The sequence below is a fragment of the Gordonia sp. 'Campus' genome, from assembly GCF_022206305.1.
Lineage (GTDB): Bacteria > Actinomycetota > Actinomycetes > Mycobacteriales > Mycobacteriaceae > Gordonia.
On sequence record NZ_JAKOIW010000003.1, the window covers coordinates 1 to 20,501 of the forward strand.

Below are 20,501 nucleotides of genomic sequence, written 5' to 3' on the forward strand. Positions count from 1 at the left end.
GTGAAACCAGGGGGTGGGCCCGGGTAGGGCGGAACCTCGCCGCCGAATTCCGGGCAGCGCGCTCGGTGCTCGCAGAACTTGCAGAGCCACGAACGTTTCGGCCGGAAGTCACCCGAGGCGACGGCGGCCCGGATCGCCTGCCAGATGGCCCGCAGGGTGCGCTCGAAGCGCATCAGCTCGTCGTGGTCGGGGTGATAGACCAGTTGCTGGCCGTCGGAGAGGTACATCAGCTGCAACCGGGCGGGGACGACGCCGCGCGTGCGCAGGATCGCCAGCGCGTAGAACTTCATCTGGAACAGGGCTTTCGCCTCGTACGCCTCGCCGGGCGACCGTCCGGTCTTGTAATCGACGACGCGGATCTCGCCGGTGGGCGCGACGTCGATGCGGTCGATGAATCCCCGCATCAGCATGTCATCGGTGTCGATCTCGACGTGTTCCTCGACGGCGTCGGCGTCGAAGGCCGTCGGGTTCTCCATCGTGTAGTAGGTCGCGATCAGCTTCTGGGCGCCGGCGAGGAATTGCTCCTGACTGCCCTCGCCGATCACGTCGGCGAGGGTCGGGTCGCTCTCGCACAGCGCCGCCCACGCACCCTCCACCAGCAGTTCGGCCGAGTCCTGCGTCCGGAGCTCGGCAGGCATGTCGAAGAGGTGCTCCAACGCCGCATGCACGACCGTGCCGCGGGTCTGCGCGGCCGTCGGGGTCTCGGGGAAGCGGTCGATCGCGCGGTAGCGGTAGAGCAGCGGGCACTGTTTGAAGTCGGCGGCTCGCGACGGGGACAGCGCGAGCGGCCGGCCGACGATCCCACGCGCGCCGGCACCGGGGGAGTCCGGTCGGTGTGCTGTCCCGGCGTCGGTGGGGGTGTCGTCGGTGCCGCAGGTGTCCTCGGTGCCGATCATGGTGCTCACTCCTCGCAGGGTAGGCCTCGGCCCCGACAGCCCGCCGTTCCGACACTCGCCGGGGGCGCCGGCACCGTCGGGTAACGTCCACACGGCCCACGAACCGCCCGCGCCGCAACGCCGGGCACGTTCGGATCGTTCACGAGAGGAAGCACCTGTGCCCACCACCGGACCGTTCGCCGTCGGCGACCGGGTTCAGCTGACCGATGCGAAGGGGCGCAAGTTCACCGTTGTGCTGGAGGAGGGCAAACAGTTCCACACCCACCGTGGCGCCATCGCCCACGACGACCTGATCGGTGCGCCCGAGGGGAGCATCGTCTCGGCCCTCAGCGGGACCCAGTACCTGGCATTGCGCCCCCTGCTCGTCGACTATGTGCTTTCGATGCCGCGCGGCGCCCAGGTCATCTACCCCAAGGACGCCGCGCAGATCGTTCTCGAGGGCGACATCTTCCCGGGCGCGCGGGTGCTCGAGGCAGGCGCCGGCTCCGGCGCGCTGACGTGTTCCCTGTTGCGCGCGGTCGGTGCCGAGGGCCAGGTGGTGTCGTACGAGATCCGCGACGATCACGCCGAGCACGCGGTGCGCAACGTGGAGACGTTCTTCGGAGGCCGACCCGAGAACTGGCATCTGACCGTCGACGACCTCGCCAATGTGGACGCCGACGAGCAGTTCGACCGGGTCATCCTGGACATGCTCGCGCCCTGGGAACTCCTCGACGTCGTCCGCACCGTGTTGAAACCAGGTGGGGTCTTGACCGTCTACGTGGCCACGGTCACCCAGCTCTCACGGGTGATGGAACGGCTGCGCGAGCAGGAGTGCTGGACCGAACCGCGGGCCTGGGAGACGCTCCTGCGCGAGTGGAGTGCAGTGGGCCTCGCGGTGCGTCCAGAACACAAAATGCAAGGCCACACGGCCTTTCTCATCACTGCCCGTCGCCTGGCCGACGGCACCACGACGCTGCGCCCGCAGCGCCGGCCGAGCAAGGGCTGATCCGGGCCGCGGCGAGCGGCGAAACATCGCGAATACGTTGCGAAGACGCACATTTAACATCCCGTCAACACCGCGGATCGCGGGGTGGACGGCGTTCGGGCGTCGCTGCCGGTAGCGTAGGGATACGGCGCGAGCATTCCGATCGAGGGATCGGGTGATTGCCGGCGAGAGGAGTCAGCAATGACCGAATCTGACCGCCACGATGCCACGGGGGACCGCGGGGTCCCCGAGAGCGTCAGTGCATCCGACGAGGGCTTCACCCCTGCCTATACACCGCCTCTGCCACGCAGCGGCCCGGGCGCTTCCGCGCGGGGTGCGGCTGGCCGGGCGGGTGACGCCAGGGATCTGCAGGAGCGGGTCGACAGCCTCACCACACGCAACGCGAAGCTGCTCGACACGCTCAAGGAAGCCCGGCAGCAACTCGTCGCCCTGCGCGAGGAGGTCGACCGCCTCGGACAACCGCCCAGCGGTTACGGCGTACTCCTCGACGTCCACCCCGACGGCACGGTCGACGTGTTCACCTCCGGCCGCAAGATGCGGCTCACGTGTTCGCCGAACATCGACACCGACTCGCTGACCAAGGGGCAGACCCTGCGCCTCAACGAGGCGCTGACGATCGTCGAGGCGTGCGAGTTCGACACGGTGGGCGAGATCAGCACCCTGCGCGAGATCCTCGGCGACGGCAAGCGGGCTCTCGTCGTCGGTCACGCCGACGAGGAGCGGGTGGTGTGGCTGGCCGAGCCGCTGCTCGGCGAGGTCGACGGCGAGGACGGGCTCCGGCGGAAGCTGCGCCCGGGCGACTCGCTGCTCATCGACACCAAGGCCGGGTTCGCCTTCGAACGGGTCCCCAAGGCCGAGGTCGAGGACCTCGTCCTCGAAGAAGTTCCGGACGTGGGGTACGAGGACATCGGCGGCCTCGGCCGCCAGATCGAGCAGATCCGCGACGCCGTGGAACTGCCGTTCCTGCACAAGGACCTGTTCCGCGATTACCAGCTGCGCCCGCCCAAGGGTGTGCTGCTCTACGGCCCTCCCGGTTGCGGCAAGACGCTCATCGCCAAGGCCGTCGCCAACTCCCTCGCGAAGAAGATCGCGCAGGTCCGGGGCGACGACGCCCAGGAGGCCAAGTCGTACTTCCTCAACATCAAGGGTCCGGAGCTGCTGAACAAGTTCGTCGGTGAGACCGAGCGGCACATCCGGCTGATCTTCCAGCGCGCCCGTGAGAAGGCCTCGGAGGGCACGCCAGTCATCGTGTTCTTCGACGAGATGGACTCGATCTTCCGTACGCGCGGCTCGGGTGTCTCGTCCGACGTCGAGACCACGGTCGTGCCCCAGCTGCTCAGCGAGATCGACGGCGTGGAGGGCCTCGAGAACGTCATCGTCATCGGTGCCTCCAACCGCGAGGACATGATCGACCCGGCCATCCTGCGTCCCGGCCGCCTCGACGTGAAGATCAAGATCGAGCGTCCCGATGCCGAGTCGGCGATCGACATCTTCTCGAAGTACCTCACCGAGGAACTGCCGATCCACGCCGATGACATCGGCGAGTTCGGCGGAGATCGCTCAGCGTGTGTCAACGCGATGATCGAGAAGGTCGTCGAGCGGATGTACGCCGAGAGCGAGGACAACCGGTTCCTCGAGGTCACGTACGCCAACGGTGACAAAGAGATCATGTATTTCAAGGACTTCAACTCGGGCGCGATGATCCAGAACGTCGTCGACCGTGCCAAGAAGTACGCGATCAAGTCCCAGCTCGACACGGGCACACCGGGTCTGCGGGTGCAGCACCTCTTCGATTCGATCCTCGACGAGTTCGCGGAGAACGAAGACCTGCCCAATACGACGAACCCGGACGACTGGGCCCGGATCTCGGGCAAGAAGGGCGAGCGGATCGTTTACATCCGCACGCTGGTCACCGGCAAGAGCTCCGGCGCCAGCCGGGCCATCGACACCGAGACCAACACGGGTCAATACCTGTAATCATCCGCGTGTCATTCGGACAGACGGCCGACTCCTCAGGGGTCGGCCGTCTGCTCGACAGAACGGCCTGCGGGGTGCGCTCACGCACTAGAGTTGTCGTCGATGAACAGCACACCGATGGCGCGGGGACGGGTGATCGTCGACGGTGGGGCGCCCCACCCACTGGGCGACTCACCGCGCCTCACTCTGGGCCGGGAGCCCGACAACGACATCGTCATCAATCACCCGATGGTGTCGCGTCGTCATCTTGCCGTCGAGTGGCGCGGCGCGGCCTGGTACCTGGTCGACATCGGGAGCACCAACGGTTTCTTCGCGCACGGGCAACGCGTGGCCGAGATGATGGTCACCGGACCCGTCCAGGTCCGTCTCGGTGACGTGAACACCGGACCGGTCGTCGACCTCGTGGTCGACGCGGGGGTGCAGGCCGGTCGCCCGCCCGGCAGTCCGGGCCATGGCATTCCGGCCCGGCCGGCGTCGCGGCCGATGTACTCGGGTCACCCTCAATCGGGCCACCCCCAGTCGGGTCCGCGGTCGGCCGGCATGCCGGCCTCCGGTCAGATGCCGGCGCGGGCGCCCGGGGGGTACGCGCGTCCGGGTGGTGGCATGGACCCGATGCCGCGCGAATTGCTCAACGCGCCGCATCTGCAGGCATTGCAACAGAATGTGTCCGCGGTCTACCGGCTGCCGGGGGCGCCGACCCCGCCGGAGCGGGAGTCGATTTCCCTGCGCGGCGTGCAGCGCATCGGTCGCACCCCCGACAACGACATCGTCGTCAGCGACGTGCTCGCCTCGCGGCATCACGCACAGGTGTCCAACCGCGGCGGTGCCCTCGTCGTGCAAGACCTGGGCAGCGTGAACGGCACCTTCGTCAACGGGCGGCGGGTGTCGAGCGCACCGCTCACCGACGGCGACGTCGTCACGATCGGCAACAGCGACTTCGTGGTGTCCGGCGGAACTCTCATGCGCGGGCAGGAGAGTGCTGCCGTCGCCGACGGACTCCACGTCCACGGGGTCAGTCTCGTCGTCGACGGCGGCAAACGCCTGCTCGCCGACGTCGACTTCAGTGCGAGTCCCGGAACCCTGACCGCGGTCATCGGCCCCTCCGGCGCGGGGAAGTCCACGGTCTCCAAGATCGCGGCCGGATTGAATTCTCCGACAAGCGGTCTCGTCACGTTCGAGAGCCGCAACGTCCATGCCGAATACGACGCCCTGCGTACCCGCATCGGGATGGTTCCGCAGAAGGACGTCCTGCACCACAAGCTGACCCTCCGACAGGCGTTGCGCTACGCCGCGGAGCTCCGGCTGCCCCCGGACCTCTCCACCGCCGACCGCGATCGCGTCATCGACGGCGTGCTCAGCGAACTGCAGTTGACCGAACACGTCGACACCCGGGTGGAAAAGCTCTCGGGCGGGCAGCAGAAGCGTGCGTCGGTGGCGATGGAGTTGCTGACCGGCCCGTCGTTGCTCATCCTCGACGAACCGACCTCCGGACTCGACCCCGCTCTCGACCGACAGGTGATGGCGACCCTGCGCCGGCTCGCCGATGCGGGACGCGTCGTCCTGGTGGTGACGCACTCGCTGACGTATCTGTCGATGTGTGATCAGGTGCTGCTGCTCGCGCCGGGCGGCAAGACGTCGTTCTGCGGCGCGCCCGCCCAGGTGCAGGGGGAGATGGGCACCTCCGATTGGGCCGAGATCTTCGCCTACGTGGCCGACCAGCCCGACGCCGCGCACATGCGCTACCTGGAACGCCACCGTCGTGCACCCAACCCGCCGCCACCGCAACGACCACCCGGCCCGCCGATACCGGTGCCGCACACCAGCTTCCCCCGACAGTCGTCGACCATCGCCCGACGCCAGGTCCGGCTGATCTTCGCCGACGTCGGATACCTGGTCTTCCTCGTGTTGCTGCCGGTGGTGCTCGGGTTGCTCACCCTCGTCATCCCCGGATCCAGCGGGTTCGCGCGACTGGAGGTGATCCCCAACGCGCCGCCGCCCAAGGACGGGGCCGAGGCGATCCAGATCCTCGTCGTCCTCGTCGTCGGCGCGGCGTTCATGGGTGCCGCGCTCACGGTCCGCGACCTGGTCGGCGAACGCGACATCTTCGAGCGAGAGCGCGCGGTCGGATTGCGCCCGGGCGCATACCTGTTCGCGAAGATCGTGGTGTTCTTCGTCGCCGCGATCCTGCAGACCGTCATCATGGTCGGCATCACCTTCGCCGGGCGAGGACTACCGGACTTCGGTGGTCCGATCCTGCCGCCGCCGTTGGCGCTGCTGGTCGCCGTGGCCGTCCTCGCCTGCGTCAGCACGCTTGTCGGCCTTGCCATCTCGTCGGCGGTGAAGTCCAACGAACAGGTCATGCCGCCCTTGGTCATCGTCGTGATGGTGCAGCTGGTGTTCTGTGGTGGTCTGTTCAAGCTCGACGGCATCGGACTCGAACAACTGTCGTGGATCTTCCCGTCGTTCTGGGGATATGTGGCCGCGGCCGGCAGCGTCGATCTCGCCTCGATCAACGTCGCGGCGCCGCAGCGCATCTCGCTGTGGGAGACGTCGGTCGCGCACAGCGCGCTCGCCTACGGGGTGCTCGCGGTCATCAGCGTGCTGCTGCTCGCCTTCACCTACTCGAGGTTGCGCCTGAAGAAGCGCTGACGGCCCCGGTCACAGCACCGGGCTGGGCTCGGACCCGGTTCCCCTCAGCCGGCCGTGACGGGATACCGCACCAGTCCGAGCTCGGCCTCGTGCGACAACTGCTCGTGGCGCGGCAGCACCCGCACGGTGTAGCCGAGCCGACCCGACACGGGGGGTGCGACGAGCCTCGTGAACAGCACCCGTCCCGACGCATCGCGGTCCGGCCCGGGGCTCATCTCCTCGACGGCGGGGTCGATGATCTCGCCGTCGTCGGTCACCCGGCCCACGACGACCTGGACCGACACCTGGTCGGGGCCCAGATCGCCGAGGCCGACATGTGCCGTCACGTGCAGGCCGTCGTCGCGACTCTCGTCGTCGACGCCGGCGACCACGACCGACGACCATCCCGTCTCGAGCGACCGGCGATAGGCGGCGAGGTCGCGCGCGTCGGCGTAGGAGTGCGCGCATGCAGCCTCGTAGGCGCGGGCCGCGGGCCCGTACAGCGCGGTCGTGTAGTCGCGCACCATCCGCGACGCGAGAACCTGCGGACCCAGCCGCGTGAGGGTGTGCCGCATCATCTCGACCCATCGCCTCGGCACACCGCCGCCGTCGCGGTCGTAGAACAGCGGGACCACGGTCTCCTCGAGGAGCGCGTACAGCGCCTCGGCCTCCAGATCGTCACGTCGATGCTCGTCGGAAATCCCCTCGGCGGACGGTATGGCCCAACCGTTCTCGCCGTCGGCCATCTCGTCCCACCACCCGTCGAGGATCGACAGATTGAGCCCGCCGTTGAGCGCGGACTTCATCCCCGACGTCCCGCACGCCTCCATCGGACGCACCGGATTGTTCAGCCACACATCGCATCCCGCGTAGATGTGGCGTGCCATCGAGATGTCGTAGTCGGGTAGGAATACGATACGGTCGCGCAGTTCCGGGTCCTCGGCGAACCGCACGACCTGCTGGATGAGTGACTTACCGCCCTCGTCGGCGGGATGGGCCTTGCCCGCGATCACCAACTGGACCGGCCGCTCGGCGTCGGTGAGGATCGCTCGCATCCGCTCCGGGTCCCGCAGCATGAGCGTGAGTCGCTTGTAGGTGGCCGCCCGCCGGGCGAAGCCGATGGTGAGCACACCGGGATCGAACAGGTCCGCGGTCCAGCCGAGTTCGGCGTCGGTGAATCCGCGTTGCCGACCGCTGGCATGGGCGCGGCGACGCACCTCCGCGACGAGGTCGGCACGCAGCGCTTCATGGGTCGCCCAGATGGTCTCGTCGGGCAGCGCCGCGTAGGCCTCGGGCGCCGAGTCCTCGTCTCCACCGGAGAAGTCGCGCCACACCGGGGCGACCCACGTGGGCCCGTGGACCCCGTTGGTCACCGCACCGATCGGCACATCGTCGGCGTCGAAGTCCGGCCACAGGTCGGCGAACATCGTGCGGCTCACGGCGCCGTGGAGTTGCGACACCCCGTTGCTGCGCTGGCCGAGCCGGAAGCCCATGTGCGCCATGTTGAACACGCCGGGGTCGGCTTCGTCGCCGAGTTCGGCGACGGTCGCCGCCGACAGTCCGGGCAGCAGCCGGGAGCCGCCGGCGTCGTCGGCGTCGAGATAGCGGGCGACGAGATCGGTGGGGAAGCGGTCGATCCCGGCCGGGACCGGGGTGTGGGTGGTGAAGACGTTCGACGCGCGGACGACCGCCTCCGCGGTGTCGAAGTCCAGTCCGCCGGCCACCAGTTCTCGGATGCGTTCCACGCCCAGGAATCCCGCGTGGCCCTCGTTCATGTGGAACACGGTGGGCTCGGCGCGACCGGTGATGCGCACGTACTCGCGGAGCGCGCGGACGCCGCCGACGCCGAGCAGGATCTCCTGCACGATGCGGTGCTCCTGATCGCCGCCGTAGAGCCGGTCGGTCACCGCGCGCAGGTCGTCGCCGCCGGCCCCGTCCGCGGGCTGGTCACTGTTGCGGGGGATGTCGGAGTCCAGCAGCAGCAACGGGATCCGGCCCACCGACGCCACCCAGACCTGCGCCGCCAGCGTGCGGCCACCCGGCATGGCGATCTCGACGACGACCGGTGATCCGGCGTCGGTCAACAGATCGAGCGGTAGGGCGTCGGAATCGTTGACCGGGTATCGCTCGATCTGCCACCCGTCGTGGTCGAGGCCCTGCCGGAAGTAGCCCGACCGGTAGAACAGGCCGACGCCGATCAGCGGCAGGCCGAGGTCGGAAGCCGCCTTGAGATGGTCACCCGCCAGGATGCCGAGCCCGCCCGAGTAGATCGGCAGGACCTCGGAGACACCGAACTCCATGGAGAAGTAAGCGATCCCCGGTGGGACCGGATGTCCCTCCGCGGCATGTCGCCCGAACCACTGCGGATCAGCGAGGTACTGCTCGAGTTCGTCGTGCGCGGCTGCCACGCGGTCGGCGAAGTTCTCGTCGTCGGCCAGTTCGGCGAGCCGTGCCGGATCGGCGTCGGCGAGCACCCGCAGCGGATCGCCGGTCTCCGACCAGCGGATCGGGTCGATCTCGGCGAACAACTCCTGCGTGGGGGCGTGCCACACCCACCGCAGGTTGCGCGACAACGGGCCCAGGGCTGCCAACCCGTCGGGGAGGGGTACCCGAACGGTGAACCGGCGGAATGCTTTCACGGCGTCGACGGTACTCACGGCGTGCGGCGGTTGCGACCGGCGGGAAGTGAACATCTACCCTCGAAGGATGCAGCGAATCATCGGGACCGAGGTCGAGTACGGAATCTCCGCGCCCGGCGACCCGACCGCGAATCCGATCATGACCTCCACGCAGGCCGTCCTGGCCTATGCGGCGGCCGCCGGGGTGCCGCGCGCCAAGCGCACCCGCTGGGACTACGAGGTGGAATCACCGCTGCGTGACGCCCGTGGCTTCGACCTCGGCCGCGGGTCCGGGCCGGCCCCGATCATCGACGCCGACGAGATCGGTGCGGCCAACATGATCCTGACCAACGGCGCGCGGCTCTATGTCGATCACGCCCATCCCGAGTACTCCGCGCCGGAGGTCACCGACCCCCTGGACGCCGTCATCTGGGACAAGGCGGGCGAACGGGTGATGGAGGCCGCGGCTCGTCACGTCGCGAGTGTGCCGGGCGCGCCCAAACTGCAGCTCTACAAGAACAACATCGACGGCAAGGGCGCCTCCTACGGCACCCACGAGAACTACCTCATGGCGCGCGACACCCCGTTCACCGCGGTCATCGGCGGGCTCACGACGTTCTTCGCCTCCCGGCAGGTCATCACCGGATCCGGTCGGGTGGGCATCGGTCAGTCCGGCGACGAGGCCGGCTACCAGTTGTCGCAGCGATCGGATTACATCGAGGTCGAGGTCGGCCTCGAGACGACACTCAAGCGCGGCATCATCAACACCCGCGACGAGCCCCACGCCGACCCGGAACGGTACCGACGGCTCCACGTCATCATCGGTGACGCCAACCTCGCCGAGACCTCGACCTATCTCAAGGTCGGCACCACGGCCCTCGTCCTCGATCTCATCGAGGCCGGCGCCGACTTCTCCGACATCGAACTCGCCCGCCCGGTACAGGCCGTGCACGCCATCAGTCACGATCCGACGCTGACGGCCACGGTCGCGCTGACCGATGGCCGCGAACTCACCGGGCTCGCACTGCAGCGCGAGTACCTCGATCGCTGCCAGAGGTTCCACGACCGCGAGCACTCCGACGACGAGCGCGCCGCACACGTGCTGCAGACATGGGCGGACGTCCTCGACCGCCTCGAACGCGACCCGATGGAATGTGCCGACATCCTCGACTGGCCCGCCAAGCTGCGGATTCTCGAGGGCTTCCGGCAGCGCGAGAACCTGACCTGGTCCGCGCCCCGCCTGCAGCTCATCGATCTGCAGTACTCCGATGTGCGCCTCGACAAGGGTCTGTACAACCGTCTCGTCGCGCGCGGTTCGATGAAACGCCTCGTCGACGAGAACGACGTGCTGGCCGCGATCACCGAACCGCCCCGCGACACCCGCGCCTACTTCCGCGGCGAGTGCCTGCGGCGCTTCGGGGCGGACGTGGCGGCCGCGAGCTGGGATTCGGTGATCTTCGATCTCGGCGGCGACTCGCTCGTCCGCATTCCGACCCTCGAGCCGCTGCGCGGCACCGAGGCGCACGTGGGTCAACTGCTCGACTCGGTGGCGTCAGCGGCCGAACTGGTGGACCAGCTCACCACCTGACACGGTGCCGGGGCTTGTGCCTCGTTCCGCCACAGTTGTCGTCGCCACAGGTAGTGTGGGAGCACACGATTCCGCAAGGTCGGGTCACCGGGACGGCCGTCCGGCGCACAGCCGGCACCTGAAGGGTTTCCCGACCCGGGTAGCCCGCCAAGGGGCGATCGGTTTCAAGGAGGCAGCAGATGGCGCAGGAACAGACCAAGCGTGGTGGCGGCGGCGACGACGAGGGCGTCGGCCCCGATTCCGGCGCCGGACAAGAACGCCGCGAGAAGCTGGCCGAGGACACCGACGACCTGCTCGACGAGATCGATGACGTGCTCGAGGAGAACGCCGAGGACTTCGTCCGTGCCTACGTGCAGAAGGGCGGCCAGTGAGCGACAGGTTCGGTTCACTGCCCCCGCTGTCCCATACCCGTTCGGCCCCCGCCCTGAGTGCGGACATCTCGTCGTTCACCGAGTTCCTCCGTGTGCACGCACCGGAGCAACTGCCACAGGCCCAGGTTGATCGCGTGGGATCGTTCGCGGGCGGCACCGGCGGTGCCTCGGACATCCCGCACGGCACCACGATCGTGGCCGTGTCGTTCCCCGGAGGCGTCGTACTCGCCGGTGACCGGCGCGCCACCATGGGCAACCTGATCGCCACGCGTGACGTCAAGAAGGTCTACATCACCGACGAGTACTCAGCGGCCGGAATCGCCGGGACCGCGGGGATCGCGATCGAGATGGTGCGGCTGTTCACCGTCGAACTCGAGCACTACGAGAAGATCGAGGGTGTTCCGCTCACGCTCGACGGCAAGGTCAGTCGCCTGGCGTCGATGGTGCGCGGAAATCTGGGCGCCGCCCTTCAGGGGCTGGCGGCGATCCCTCTTCTCGTGGGATACGACATCGACCATGACGACCCGAACGAACACGGCCGGATCTTCAGCTTCGACGTCGCGGGTGACCGCCACGAGGAGTTCGGTGGCTACACGGCCATCGGTTCGGGCTCGGTGTTCGCCAAGTCGTCGCTGAAGAAGCTCTACCGCCCGGACCTGAGCGCCGACGAGGCGCTCGCCATCGCCGTCGAGTCGCTCTACGACGCGGCCGACGACGACTCGGCCACCGGTGGACCCGACCTGGTGCGCAAGATCTTCCCGATGGCGGCCGTCGTGGGTGCCGAAGGTGCACGCGAGGTCGAGGCGTCCGACATCGAGGCGGCCGCACGGGCCGTCATCGAGCGCCGGAGTGCCGAGCACGAGGGAGGTGCCCGATGACGTTCCCGTACTACGCCAGCGCCGAACAGATCATGCGCGATCGTTCGGAGCTCGCCCGCAAGGGCATCGCCCGTGGTCGCAGCGTCGTGATCCTCACCTATGCCGACGGCGTGCTGTTCGTCGCGGAGAATCCGTCGAACACGCTGCGCAAGACGAGCGAGATCTACGACCGCATCGGCTTCGCCGCGGTGGGCAAGTACAACGAGTTCGAGAGTCTGCGCAAGGCGGGCATCCAGCTCGCGGACATGCGCGGGTACAGCTACGACCGCGCCGACGTGTCCGGCTTGTCACTGGCCAACACATACGCGAATGCCCTGGGCAGTGTGTTCACCGAACAGGCCAAGCCGTTCGAGGTCGAGCTGTGCGTCGCCGAGGTCGCCCGGCCGGGCAAGCCGAAACGCTCTCAGCTGTACCGGATCTCGTACGACGGATCGATCACCGACGAGACCCGGTTCCTCGTGATGGGCGGTGCGACCGAGCCGATCGCGGCCGCCCTGAAGGAGAGCTACGAACCCGACATGGAGCTCGGGCGGGCGATCGGGGTCGCGGTGACCGCCCTGACGACCCCCGCCGACAACGGTGGCGGCACTCCGGCCGAACGCCGCGTGCTGACGGCGGGCGACCTCGAAGTCGCCGTCCTGGACCACAATCGTCCGCGGCGAGCGTTCCGGCGCCTGACGACGGCCACGGTCGAAGGGTTGTTGCCGGCAGCCGCTGACACCGCCCCGGCCGACGGGACCGGTGCAGCAGACGGCACCGGCGAGTCTTCCTCCGACGAAGCACGATGAGAACGCCGCGGCTCGCGACGACCGGTCTCGACACACCGGTTCGCCGCGGGCCGCGCGAGTAGGGTTGGTCAAGTGCAGCGACGAATCATGGGCATCGAGACCGAGTTCGGTGTCACGTGCACCTTCCACGGCCACCGCCGGCTGAGTCCGGACGAGGTCGCGCGCTACCTCTTCCGCCGCGTCGTGTCGTGGGGGCGGTCGTCGAACGTCTTCTTGCAGAACGGCGCACGCCTCTATCTGGATGTGGGTTCGCACCCCGAATACGCGACTGCCGAGTGCGACAGTCTCATCCAGCTCATCAACCACGACCGCGCGGGCGAACTGGTTCTCGAGGACCTGCTCGTCGACGCCGAGCAACGACTGGCCGATGAGGGCATCGGCGGGGACATCTACCTGTTCAAGAACAACACCGACTCGGCAGGCAACTCCTACGGTTGCCACGAGAACTACCTCGTCGTGCGGGCGGGGGAGTTCTCGCGGATCTCGGACGTGCTGCTCCCGTTCCTCGTGACCCGGCAGCTCATCTGCGGTGCGGGCAAGGTCCTGCAGACACCCAAGGCGGCCACGTTCTGCCTCTCGCAGCGCGCCGAGCACATCTGGGAGGGCGTCTCGTCGGCGACCACCAGGTCCCGGCCGATCATCAACACCCGCGACGAGCCGCACGCCGACGCCGAGAAGTACCGGCGCCTGCACGTCATCGTCGGCGACTCGAACATGTCCGAGATGACGACGATGCTCAAGGTCGGCTCCGCGGCACTGGTTCTCGAGATGATCGAGGCGGGCGTCGCCTTCCGCGACTTCGCCCTCGACAACCCCATCCGCGCCATCCGTGAGGTCAGCCACGACCCCACTGGCCGGCGGCCCGTGCGTCTCGCCGGCGGTCGTCAGGCGTCGGCGCTCGACATCCAGCGCGAGTACCACGCGCGCGCCGTCGAGCATCTCACCAACCGTCGCCCGGACCCCGAGATGGACATGGTCGTCGATCTGTGGGGTCGCATGCTCGACGCCGTCGAGAGCGACGACTTCGCCAAGGTCGACACCGAGATCGACTGGGTGATCAAACGGAAGCTGTTCCAGCGGTACCAGGACAGGTACTCGATGGAGCTCTCCGACCCGAAGATCGCGCAACTCGACCTCGCATTCCACGACATCAAGCGCGGCCGGGGCGTGTTCGACGTCCTCATGCGCAAGGGGCTCGTGGCGCGCGCCACCACCGACGAGGCGATCAAGACCGCGGTCGACGAGCCGCCGCAGACCACCCGGGCCAAGCTGCGCGGCGACTTCATCTCGGCGGCGCAGAAGGCCGGCCGCGACTTCACCGTCGACTGGGTGCACCTCAAGCTCAACGATCAGGCCCAGCGAACGGTCCTGTGCAAGGACCCGTTCCGCAGTGTCGACGAGCGCGTCGATCGCCTCATCGCGTCCATGTGAGATGGGGGACAGGCGTGGCGGCAGCGTGCCTCCGCACGGCGCGATCCGCCACGTTCTAACCTGACCCGGTGGCAACTCCCAAAGTCGAGCGACTGCTCAACCTCGTGATCTGCTTGCTGTGGACGCGGGAGTACGTCACCGCCGACTACATCCGACGCAACGTCGCCGGGTACTCGGACGGTGGGCACGCGGACAAGAAGCAGTCCGACGAGGCGTTCAACCGGATGTTCGAGCGGGACAAGAACGAACTCCGTGATCTCGGTATCCCACTCGTGATCGGCCGGTCGCCCATGGTGGCCGGTGCCGAGGGGTACCGCATCGACCGCGACTCCTACGAGTTGCCGGAGATCTCGCTGGAATCCGACGAGGCCGCAGCCATCGCCATGGCAGCGGCGCTGTGGGACACCCCCGAGGTGTCGACGTTGTCCCAGACCGCGATCCTCAAACTCCGCGCCGCGGGACTCGACGTGCGCTCGGAGGACGACCTCGGCATCACGTCCGGCGGGACGTCGCGCTCGCTCGGCCCCGAAGAGGTCATCGCCGGCCTGCTCGGCGCGGTCCAGGCCAACCGCGCCGTGGAGTTCACCCACCGCGCGTCGGCGACCGCCGCACCGACCACGCGACGGGTCGAACCCTGGGGGGTCGTCTCACATCGCGGTCGCTGGTACGTCGTCGGCCATGATCGCGACCGGGACGCCACCAGGACCTTCCGTCTGTCCCGGATCTCGTCGGTCACCGCGGTCGGGGCAGCGGGAGCGGTCGTCGTGCCGCCGGGAACCGATCTCCAACGGATCGTCGCCACCGCCGTCGACTCGGCAGCGGGATCCGACGGGCGCATGGCGCGCATCTGGGTCGCCGCCGACCGGGCGGTGGGACTGCGCCGCGCGGCGACGACCACCGAGCCCGGCGAATTCGACGGCGAGCCGGGGGATGTCCTGACCCTCGACATCCACTCGCTGACCACGGTCGCACGCATGGTTCTCGGGGTGGGTCGCGACGCGGTCGTCCTCGACCCGCCCGAACTACGTGAACTCGTCGTGGCGAGTCTGGACCGGCTGATCGGGGTGACCGTCTGATGGGTGCGGCACAACCGTCACGTCTCAATCGCCTCCTCGCGATGGTCCCGTACTTCCAGGCCCGTCGCGGCATCTCGATCGTCCAGGCGGCGGCCGAGCTGGGTGTCACGCAGGCGCAGCTCACCAAGGACCTCGAGTTGTTGTTCGTGTGCGGTCTACCCGGCTACTACCCGGACGACCTCATCGAACTCGAGTTCAGCGAGGGCTACGTCACGGTGGGCTTCACCGCCGGGATGGACCGGCCCCTGCGTCTGACGACGGTCGAGGCCAGCACCCTGCTCGTCGCGCTGCGCGCGCTCGTGGAGACACCCGGTGTGGTGGATGTCGCCGCCGCGCGTCGGGCGATCGCGAAGATCGAGGAAGCGGTCGGGGCCACGGTGCCGGGGGTGGCCGCTGCGTCGGACACCGCTGCCTCGTCGGCGGGGGAGAACCCCACGTACACGACCATCCGCGAGGCCACGAGACGGGCGCGGGCCCTGCGCCTGCGCTACTACTCAGCCGGTCGAGACAGCATCACCGACCGTGTGGTCGATCCGATCCGGCTGCAGGTCATGGACCAGCACACCTATCTCGAGGCCTGGTGCCGGATGGCCGAGGGCGTCCGGCTGTTCCGGTTCGACCGGGTGGACTCCGCGACCACGCTCGACGAGCCGAGCCGCCCACCGGCCGACGCGGGGGCCTCCAACCAGTCCGTCCTCGTCGCCGAGGACCCGGACCTGCCCGCCGCCGACATCGAGATCGACCCGGATCACCTGTGGGTTCTCGACTACTACCCGCTCGAACCGACCGAGCCGGTGGAGCACCGCCCCGACCCGGACCTACCTGTGCGGGCACGCCTCGTCTACGGATCGCCGGAATGGCTGACCCGGTTCCTGCTCGGGTTCGGCGGAGCGGTGCGCGTGCTCGACGCGCCGGCCATCAGCTCCGCGGTTGCCGAGTCCGCCGGCGCCGCGAGAGGGCGCTACCGGTGAGCCCGCCGCGCACCACCGTCGACGCCGATGTCGGGTAGCATTGACCACGGTCTGATCCGATCTGAAGGGTTATCTCATGGGCTTCACGTCATGGTGGCACTGGGCGATCGTCATCGTCGTGCTGCTGATCCTGTTCGGCTCGAAGAAGCTGCCGGACGCTGCCCGAGGTCTGGGACAGTCGCTACGCATCTTCAAGAGCGAGGTCAAGGAGATGCAGAAGGACGACGCCGCCGACACCAATGCGGCCGCGCCGACGGATCCGTCGCAGCGCGAGCTCCCCGCCGGTGACAACACCCAGCCGGCCGCTCAGCCGAACGCCGACGTCAAGAAGTCGGCTTAGGGGCGCGTCGGAGAATCCGAGTGCGCATTCCGATTCCCCCTCGACTCGATCCGCGGCTCCGTAAACGCAAACTCAACCCCGACGGCACGATGTCGTTGGTCGAGCATCTGTACGAGCTGCGCACGCGGATGGTCATTTCGATGCTGGCCATCGTCGTCACGACCATTTTCGGTTTCGTCTGGTACAGCCATGGGTTCCTGGGTCTTCCGTCTCTCGGCGACATGCTGCGGGGCCCGTACTGTGACCTGCCCTCCTCTGCTCGGGCCACGCTGACCGCAGACGATTCCTGCCGCCTGCTCGCGACCGGGCCGTTCGACCAGTTCATGCTGCGGCTCAAGGTCGCGCTCACCGCGGGCATCGTGATGGCGTGCCCGGTGTGGATCTATCAGATCTGGCAGTTCATTACCCCCGGTCTCCACGACAACGAGCGCCGCAACGGGATCGCGTTCGTGGCCATGGCGACGGTCCTCTTCGTCTCCGGCGCCGTGCTGGCCTACCTGGTCGTCGCGAAGGCTTTCGACTTCCTGTTGACCGTGGGCAACGAAGTCCAGGTCACGGCTCTCGCCGGCGACCAGTACTTCGGGTTCATGCTGAACGTCCTGGTGATATTCGGGGTGAGTTTCGAACTCCCGCTGCTGATCATCGCGCTCAATGTCGTCGGGGTCCTCACCTACGCGCGACTCAAGAGCTGGCGTCGCGGCCTCATCTTCACGGTGTTCGTCTTCGCGGCCATCGTCACCCCTGGCCAGGATCCGTTCACGATGCTGGCGCTCGCCGGCGCACTGACCGTGCTTCTCGAGTTCTCGATCCAATTCGCGCGCATCTACGACAAGCGTCGTGCTCGCAAGACGACGAGCTGGGAAGGCCTCTCCGACGACGAGGCGAGCCCGCTGCCGCCCACCCGCCCGATCACTCCGGCCTCACCGATCAAGGCCCCGGCGAACGGTGTCGCGACCACCACCCGCACCTCGACGCGGGCGCGCGAGACCTTCGACGACGTCCTGTGAGCCAACTCGACTCGTTCGCGGCACGGCTCACGTTCCGGCTCGACGACTTCCAGCGAAGTGCCTGCGAGGCCCTCGAGGGCGGTCACGGCGTTCTCGTGTGTGCCCCGACCGGGGCGGGCAAGACCATCGTCGGCGAGTTCGCCGTACACCTGGCTCTCGCCGGCGGCACTAAATGCTTCTACACGACACCGATCAAGGCGCTGAGCAACCAGAAATACGCAGACCTCGTGGCTGTCTACGGTCACGAGTCGGTCGGGCTGCTCACCGGCGACAGCTCGATCAATCCCGACGCCCCCGTCGTGGTGATGACCACCGAGGTCGTCCGCAACATGATCTACGCCGAGTCACGCGCGCTGGACGGACTCTCACACGTCGTCATGGACGAGGTGCACTTCCTGGCCGATCGCTTCCGCGGCGCGGTGTGGGAAGAGGTCATCCTGCACCTCGAACCGTCCGTCCGGGTCGTCAGCCTCTCGGCGACGGTGAGCAATGCCGAGGAGTTCGGCGACTGGATCCAGACCGTCCGCGGGGACACCTCGGTGATCGTCGACGAGCACCGTCCGGTGCCGCTCTCCCAGCACATGCTCGTGGGCCAGCGTCTCTTCGATCTCTTCGACCCGGCCGACACCGCTCCCGCGCGCAAGGCGGGCGCCCGACCCCGGGTCAATCCCGAGCTGAAGCGGCAGATCAGGCACCGGATCCTCGTCGCCGACGACGAGCGGGAGGCCGGCCGAGGCCGCGGACGCGGTGGTGGGCCGCGGCGCCGTGACGGTCGCGGACCCCAGCTGTCGCGACCGAACCTCGTCACCAGGCTCGACCGCGAGGGTCTGCTCCCGGGTATCGGATTCATCTTCTCCCGCGCCGGGTGCGACGCCGCCCTCGCACAGTGTCTCCGCTCGGGCATCTCGCTGCTCACTCCCGCCGAGGTCGCCCAGGTCGACGAGGTCGTCGACCGCCACCTCACCGAACTCTCACCCTCGGACCTCGACATCCTGGGTGTGCACGAATGGCGCGAGGGTCTGCGACGCGGACTGGCGTCGCACCACGCGGGGATGCTGCCGACCTTCCGGCACACCGTCGAGGAGTTGTTCGTCCGTGGTCTGGTGCGGATGGTGTTCGCCACCGAGACGCTCGCGCTGGGCATCAACATGCCGGCCCGCTCGGTGGTGCTCGAACGACTCGTCAAGTACAACGGCGAGTCACACGTGGACCTCACCCCGGGGGAGTTCACCCAGCTGACCGGTCGCGCGGGCCGCCGCGGAATCGACGTCGAGGGTCACGCCGTCGTCGTCTGGACGCCCGAGGTCGTGCCCGAGGAGGTCGCCGGTCTCGCCGGGGCGCGTACGTTCCCGCTGCGCAGTTCGTTCTCGCCGGAGTACAACATGGCGGTCAACCTGCTCGGTCGTCTCGGTCTCGACGGTGCACGTGAGTTGCTGCACCGCTCGTTCGCTCAGTTCCAGGCGGACCGGTCGGTGGTCGGGCAGGCGCGCAAACTCCACGAGTCCCAACGAGCTCTGCGCAAACTCGACGGTGAGCTGGCGCGGGCGGCAGCGGCGCGCGGCCTCGAACCCGGCGGCACCCACTCCGACGCCACCGACTCCGACACCACACCGGGCGCACTCGACGGCACCGTCGACGACGGCGCGTATGCCGGGTTCCTCGGCTACATCACATTGCGTGAGGACATCCGCCGGCGCGAACGAGACCTCAAGTTCCGCAAGCGCGTCGACACCCACGACGCGATCACGGCCGACCTCGCCGCCCTCAAACGAGGCCACGTCATCGGAGTGCCCGTCGGGCGTCACCGTGGTCTGGCCGTCATCATCGAACCGGCGACCCAGGCCCAGGATCCGAAGCCGCTCGTGCTGACCGAGGATGCCTGGTGTGGCCGCGTCGGCACGCGGGACTTCGTCAACCCGCCCGAGGTGCTGGGCAACATGCGCCTGCCGAAGAACGCCGACCGTCGTACCGGCCGGGGTCGCCGCGACCTGGCCTCGGCACTACGGTCGACGGGCATCGAGATGCCCCGCGGGCGGCAGAAGAAGCGCTCCGACGCCGCTGATGACGGAGAACTCGCACAGCTCCGCCGGACACTCCGGTCCCATCCAGCCCATCAGCTGCCCAACGGCGACGACCTCTTCCGGCTCGCCGAACGCCGCAACCGGTTGCTTCGCGACATCGTGAACGCCGAGCGGAGCATCGGCGAGCGGACCTCCACCCTCGGCGTCACGTTCGACCACATCGTCGGCGTCCTCAGCGAACTGGGCTATCTCGAGCGGGCGGCCGAAGCAGCGCAATCGACCGGCCACACCATGCTCGTGACGGAGTCGGGCAAGTTGCTCGGCCGCATCTACAGCGAGAGCGACCTGGTGGTGACGGAGTGCATCCGCGCCGGGGTGTGGGACGACCTCTCGCCCGCCGATCTCGCCGCGGTGGTCGCCGCCCTCGTCTACGAGAGCCGGCGCGACAGCTACAGCGGCGTCGACGTGCTCCCCGGGAACAGTTCGATGCGCACGGCGATGGCCGCAACCGTCGAGATCTGGTCCCGCGTCACCGCCGTGGAGTCCCGCCACCGGGTCAGCACGACCCGTGAACCGGACACGGGATTCTCCGTCGCCGTCGCGACCTGGGCGTCCGGGCGCACCCTCGGTGAGGCGCTGTTACTCGCCGGCGAGCGGGGGCAACTGCTGTCGCCGGGCGACTTCGTGCGGTGGAACAGGCAGGTCGTCGACCTCCTCGAGCAGATTCGACTCGGAGTCGGCACCGACACCCGCCTCGGCGCGACGGCGCGTGCGGCTGTGAAGGCGATCCGGCGCGGGGTCGTCGCCGCCGAGCTGGGCTGAAAGCCCCGCACGGGGCTGTTCGCATCGCCCGCGCGATGTCGGTTCACCGGACGACGCCCCCGCGGGCCACGTGCGATGTTGCCTGAGACTCGCAGGCCCCT

The 20,501-nt window shown here is 68.4% G+C and carries 15 protein-coding genes; 13 read left to right on the forward strand and 2 right to left on the reverse strand.

The window, feature by feature from the left end:
* On the reverse strand, window positions 1–896 hold an 896-nt coding region (locus tag MAY35_RS03780; RefSeq protein WP_238419787.1), incomplete at its 3' end, for a RecB family exonuclease.
* 157 nt (window positions 897–1,053) lie between these two features.
* Between MAY35_RS03780 and MAY35_RS03785 the strand changes: the two genes are divergently transcribed.
* The 3 genes from MAY35_RS03785 to MAY35_RS03795 all read left to right on the forward strand — a co-directional run bounded on the left by MAY35_RS03785 (window position 1,054) and on the right by MAY35_RS03795 (window position 6,510).
* On the forward strand, window positions 1,054–1,884 hold the full coding sequence (locus tag MAY35_RS03785) for a tRNA (adenine-N1)-methyltransferase (RefSeq protein WP_238419411.1): 831 nt from the start codon (window positions 1,054–1,056) through the stop codon (window positions 1,882–1,884).
* Window positions 1,885–2,064: 180 nt separating this feature from the next.
* Window positions 2,065–3,861, forward strand: a complete 1,797-nt coding sequence (arc, locus tag MAY35_RS03790) for a proteasome ATPase (protein WP_238419414.1) — start codon at window positions 2,065–2,067, stop codon at window positions 3,859–3,861.
* Window positions 3,862–3,978: 117 nt separating this feature from the next.
* Complete coding sequence (locus MAY35_RS03795) at window positions 3,979–6,510, forward strand: FHA domain-containing protein (protein ID WP_238419788.1); 2,532 nt, start codon at window positions 3,979–3,981, stop codon at window positions 6,508–6,510.
* Between the two features lie 44 nt (window positions 6,511–6,554).
* Here the strand turns inward: MAY35_RS03795 and glgP are convergent, their stop codons facing one another.
* Window positions 6,555–9,128 (reverse strand): alpha-glucan family phosphorylase, encoded by a 2,574-nt coding sequence (glgP, locus tag MAY35_RS03800; RefSeq protein ID WP_238419417.1) that lies wholly within the window; start codon window positions 9,126–9,128, stop codon window positions 6,555–6,557.
* A 67-nt stretch (window positions 9,129–9,195) separates the two neighbouring features.
* Between glgP and dop the strand changes: the two genes are divergently transcribed.
* The 10 genes from dop to MAY35_RS03850 all read left to right on the forward strand — a co-directional run bounded on the left by dop (window position 9,196) and on the right by MAY35_RS03850 (window position 20,400).
* Complete coding sequence (gene dop / locus MAY35_RS03805) at window positions 9,196–10,695, forward strand: depupylase/deamidase Dop (RefSeq protein WP_238419418.1); 1,500 nt, start codon at window positions 9,196–9,198, stop codon at window positions 10,693–10,695.
* 179 nt (window positions 10,696–10,874) lie between these two features.
* On the forward strand, window positions 10,875–11,066 hold the full coding sequence (locus tag MAY35_RS03810; protein WP_004019064.1) for a ubiquitin-like protein Pup: 192 nt from the start codon (window positions 10,875–10,877) through the stop codon (window positions 11,064–11,066).
* On the forward strand, window positions 11,063–11,944 hold the full coding sequence (prcB, locus tag MAY35_RS03815) for a proteasome subunit beta (protein ID WP_238419419.1): 882 nt from the start codon (window positions 11,063–11,065) through the stop codon (window positions 11,942–11,944). The genes MAY35_RS03810 and prcB overlap by 4 nt, the downstream gene beginning before the upstream one ends.
* Window positions 11,941–12,732, forward strand: a complete 792-nt coding sequence (gene prcA, locus MAY35_RS03820) for a proteasome subunit alpha (protein ID WP_238419420.1) — start codon at window positions 11,941–11,943, stop codon at window positions 12,730–12,732. The genes prcB and prcA overlap by 4 nt, the downstream gene beginning before the upstream one ends.
* 72 nt (window positions 12,733–12,804) lie before the next feature.
* A complete protein-coding gene (gene pafA, locus MAY35_RS03825; protein WP_238419421.1) occupies window positions 12,805–14,163 on the forward strand; it encodes a Pup--protein ligase in 1,359 nt (452 codons plus the stop codon).
* Between the two features lie 68 nt (window positions 14,164–14,231).
* On the forward strand, window positions 14,232–15,239 hold the full coding sequence (locus MAY35_RS03830) for a YafY family protein (protein WP_238419422.1): 1,008 nt from the start codon (window positions 14,232–14,234) through the stop codon (window positions 15,237–15,239).
* The gene (locus MAY35_RS03835) at window positions 15,239–16,210 is read left to right on the forward strand and encodes a YafY family protein (RefSeq protein ID WP_238419424.1); all 972 of its coding nucleotides are present in this window, start codon (window positions 15,239–15,241) and stop codon (window positions 16,208–16,210) included. The genes MAY35_RS03830 and MAY35_RS03835 overlap by 1 nt, the downstream gene beginning before the upstream one ends.
* 76 nt (window positions 16,211–16,286) lie before the next feature.
* Entirely contained in the window at window positions 16,287–16,550 is a 264-nt protein-coding gene (gene tatA, locus MAY35_RS03840) for a Sec-independent protein translocase subunit TatA (protein ID WP_238419425.1), read from the forward strand.
* A gap of 20 nt (window positions 16,551–16,570) precedes the next feature.
* A complete protein-coding gene (gene tatC / locus MAY35_RS03845) occupies window positions 16,571–17,557 on the forward strand; it encodes a twin-arginine translocase subunit TatC (RefSeq protein WP_374237919.1) in 987 nt (328 codons plus the stop codon).
* Entirely contained in the window at window positions 17,554–20,400 is a 2,847-nt protein-coding gene (locus tag MAY35_RS03850) for an RNA helicase (RefSeq protein WP_238419426.1), read from the forward strand. The genes tatC and MAY35_RS03850 overlap by 4 nt, the downstream gene beginning before the upstream one ends.
* Window positions 20,401–20,501: the final 101 nt, after the last annotated feature.

What these genes read in the sequence shown, in the direction of transcription:
- prcA (WP_238419420.1), top strand. Translation starts at nt 11,941, where the DNA reads ATGACGTTCCCGTACTACGCCAGCGCCGAACAGATCATGCGCGATCGT.
- arc (WP_238419414.1), top strand. Translation starts at nt 2,065, where the DNA reads ATGACCGAATCTGACCGCCACGATGCCACGGGGGACCGCGGGGTCCCC.
- MAY35_RS03795 (WP_238419788.1), top strand. Translation starts at nt 3,979, where the DNA reads ATGGCGCGGGGACGGGTGATCGTCGACGGTGGGGCGCCCCACCCACTG.
- tatA (WP_238419425.1), top strand. Translation starts at nt 16,287, where the DNA reads ATGGGCTTCACGTCATGGTGGCACTGGGCGATCGTCATCGTCGTGCTG.
- MAY35_RS03810 (WP_004019064.1), top strand. Translation starts at nt 10,875, where the DNA reads ATGGCGCAGGAACAGACCAAGCGTGGTGGCGGCGGCGACGACGAGGGC.
- dop (WP_238419418.1), top strand. Translation starts at nt 9,196, where the DNA reads ATGCAGCGAATCATCGGGACCGAGGTCGAGTACGGAATCTCCGCGCCC.
- MAY35_RS03835 (WP_238419424.1), top strand. Translation starts at nt 15,239, where the DNA reads ATGGGTGCGGCACAACCGTCACGTCTCAATCGCCTCCTCGCGATGGTC.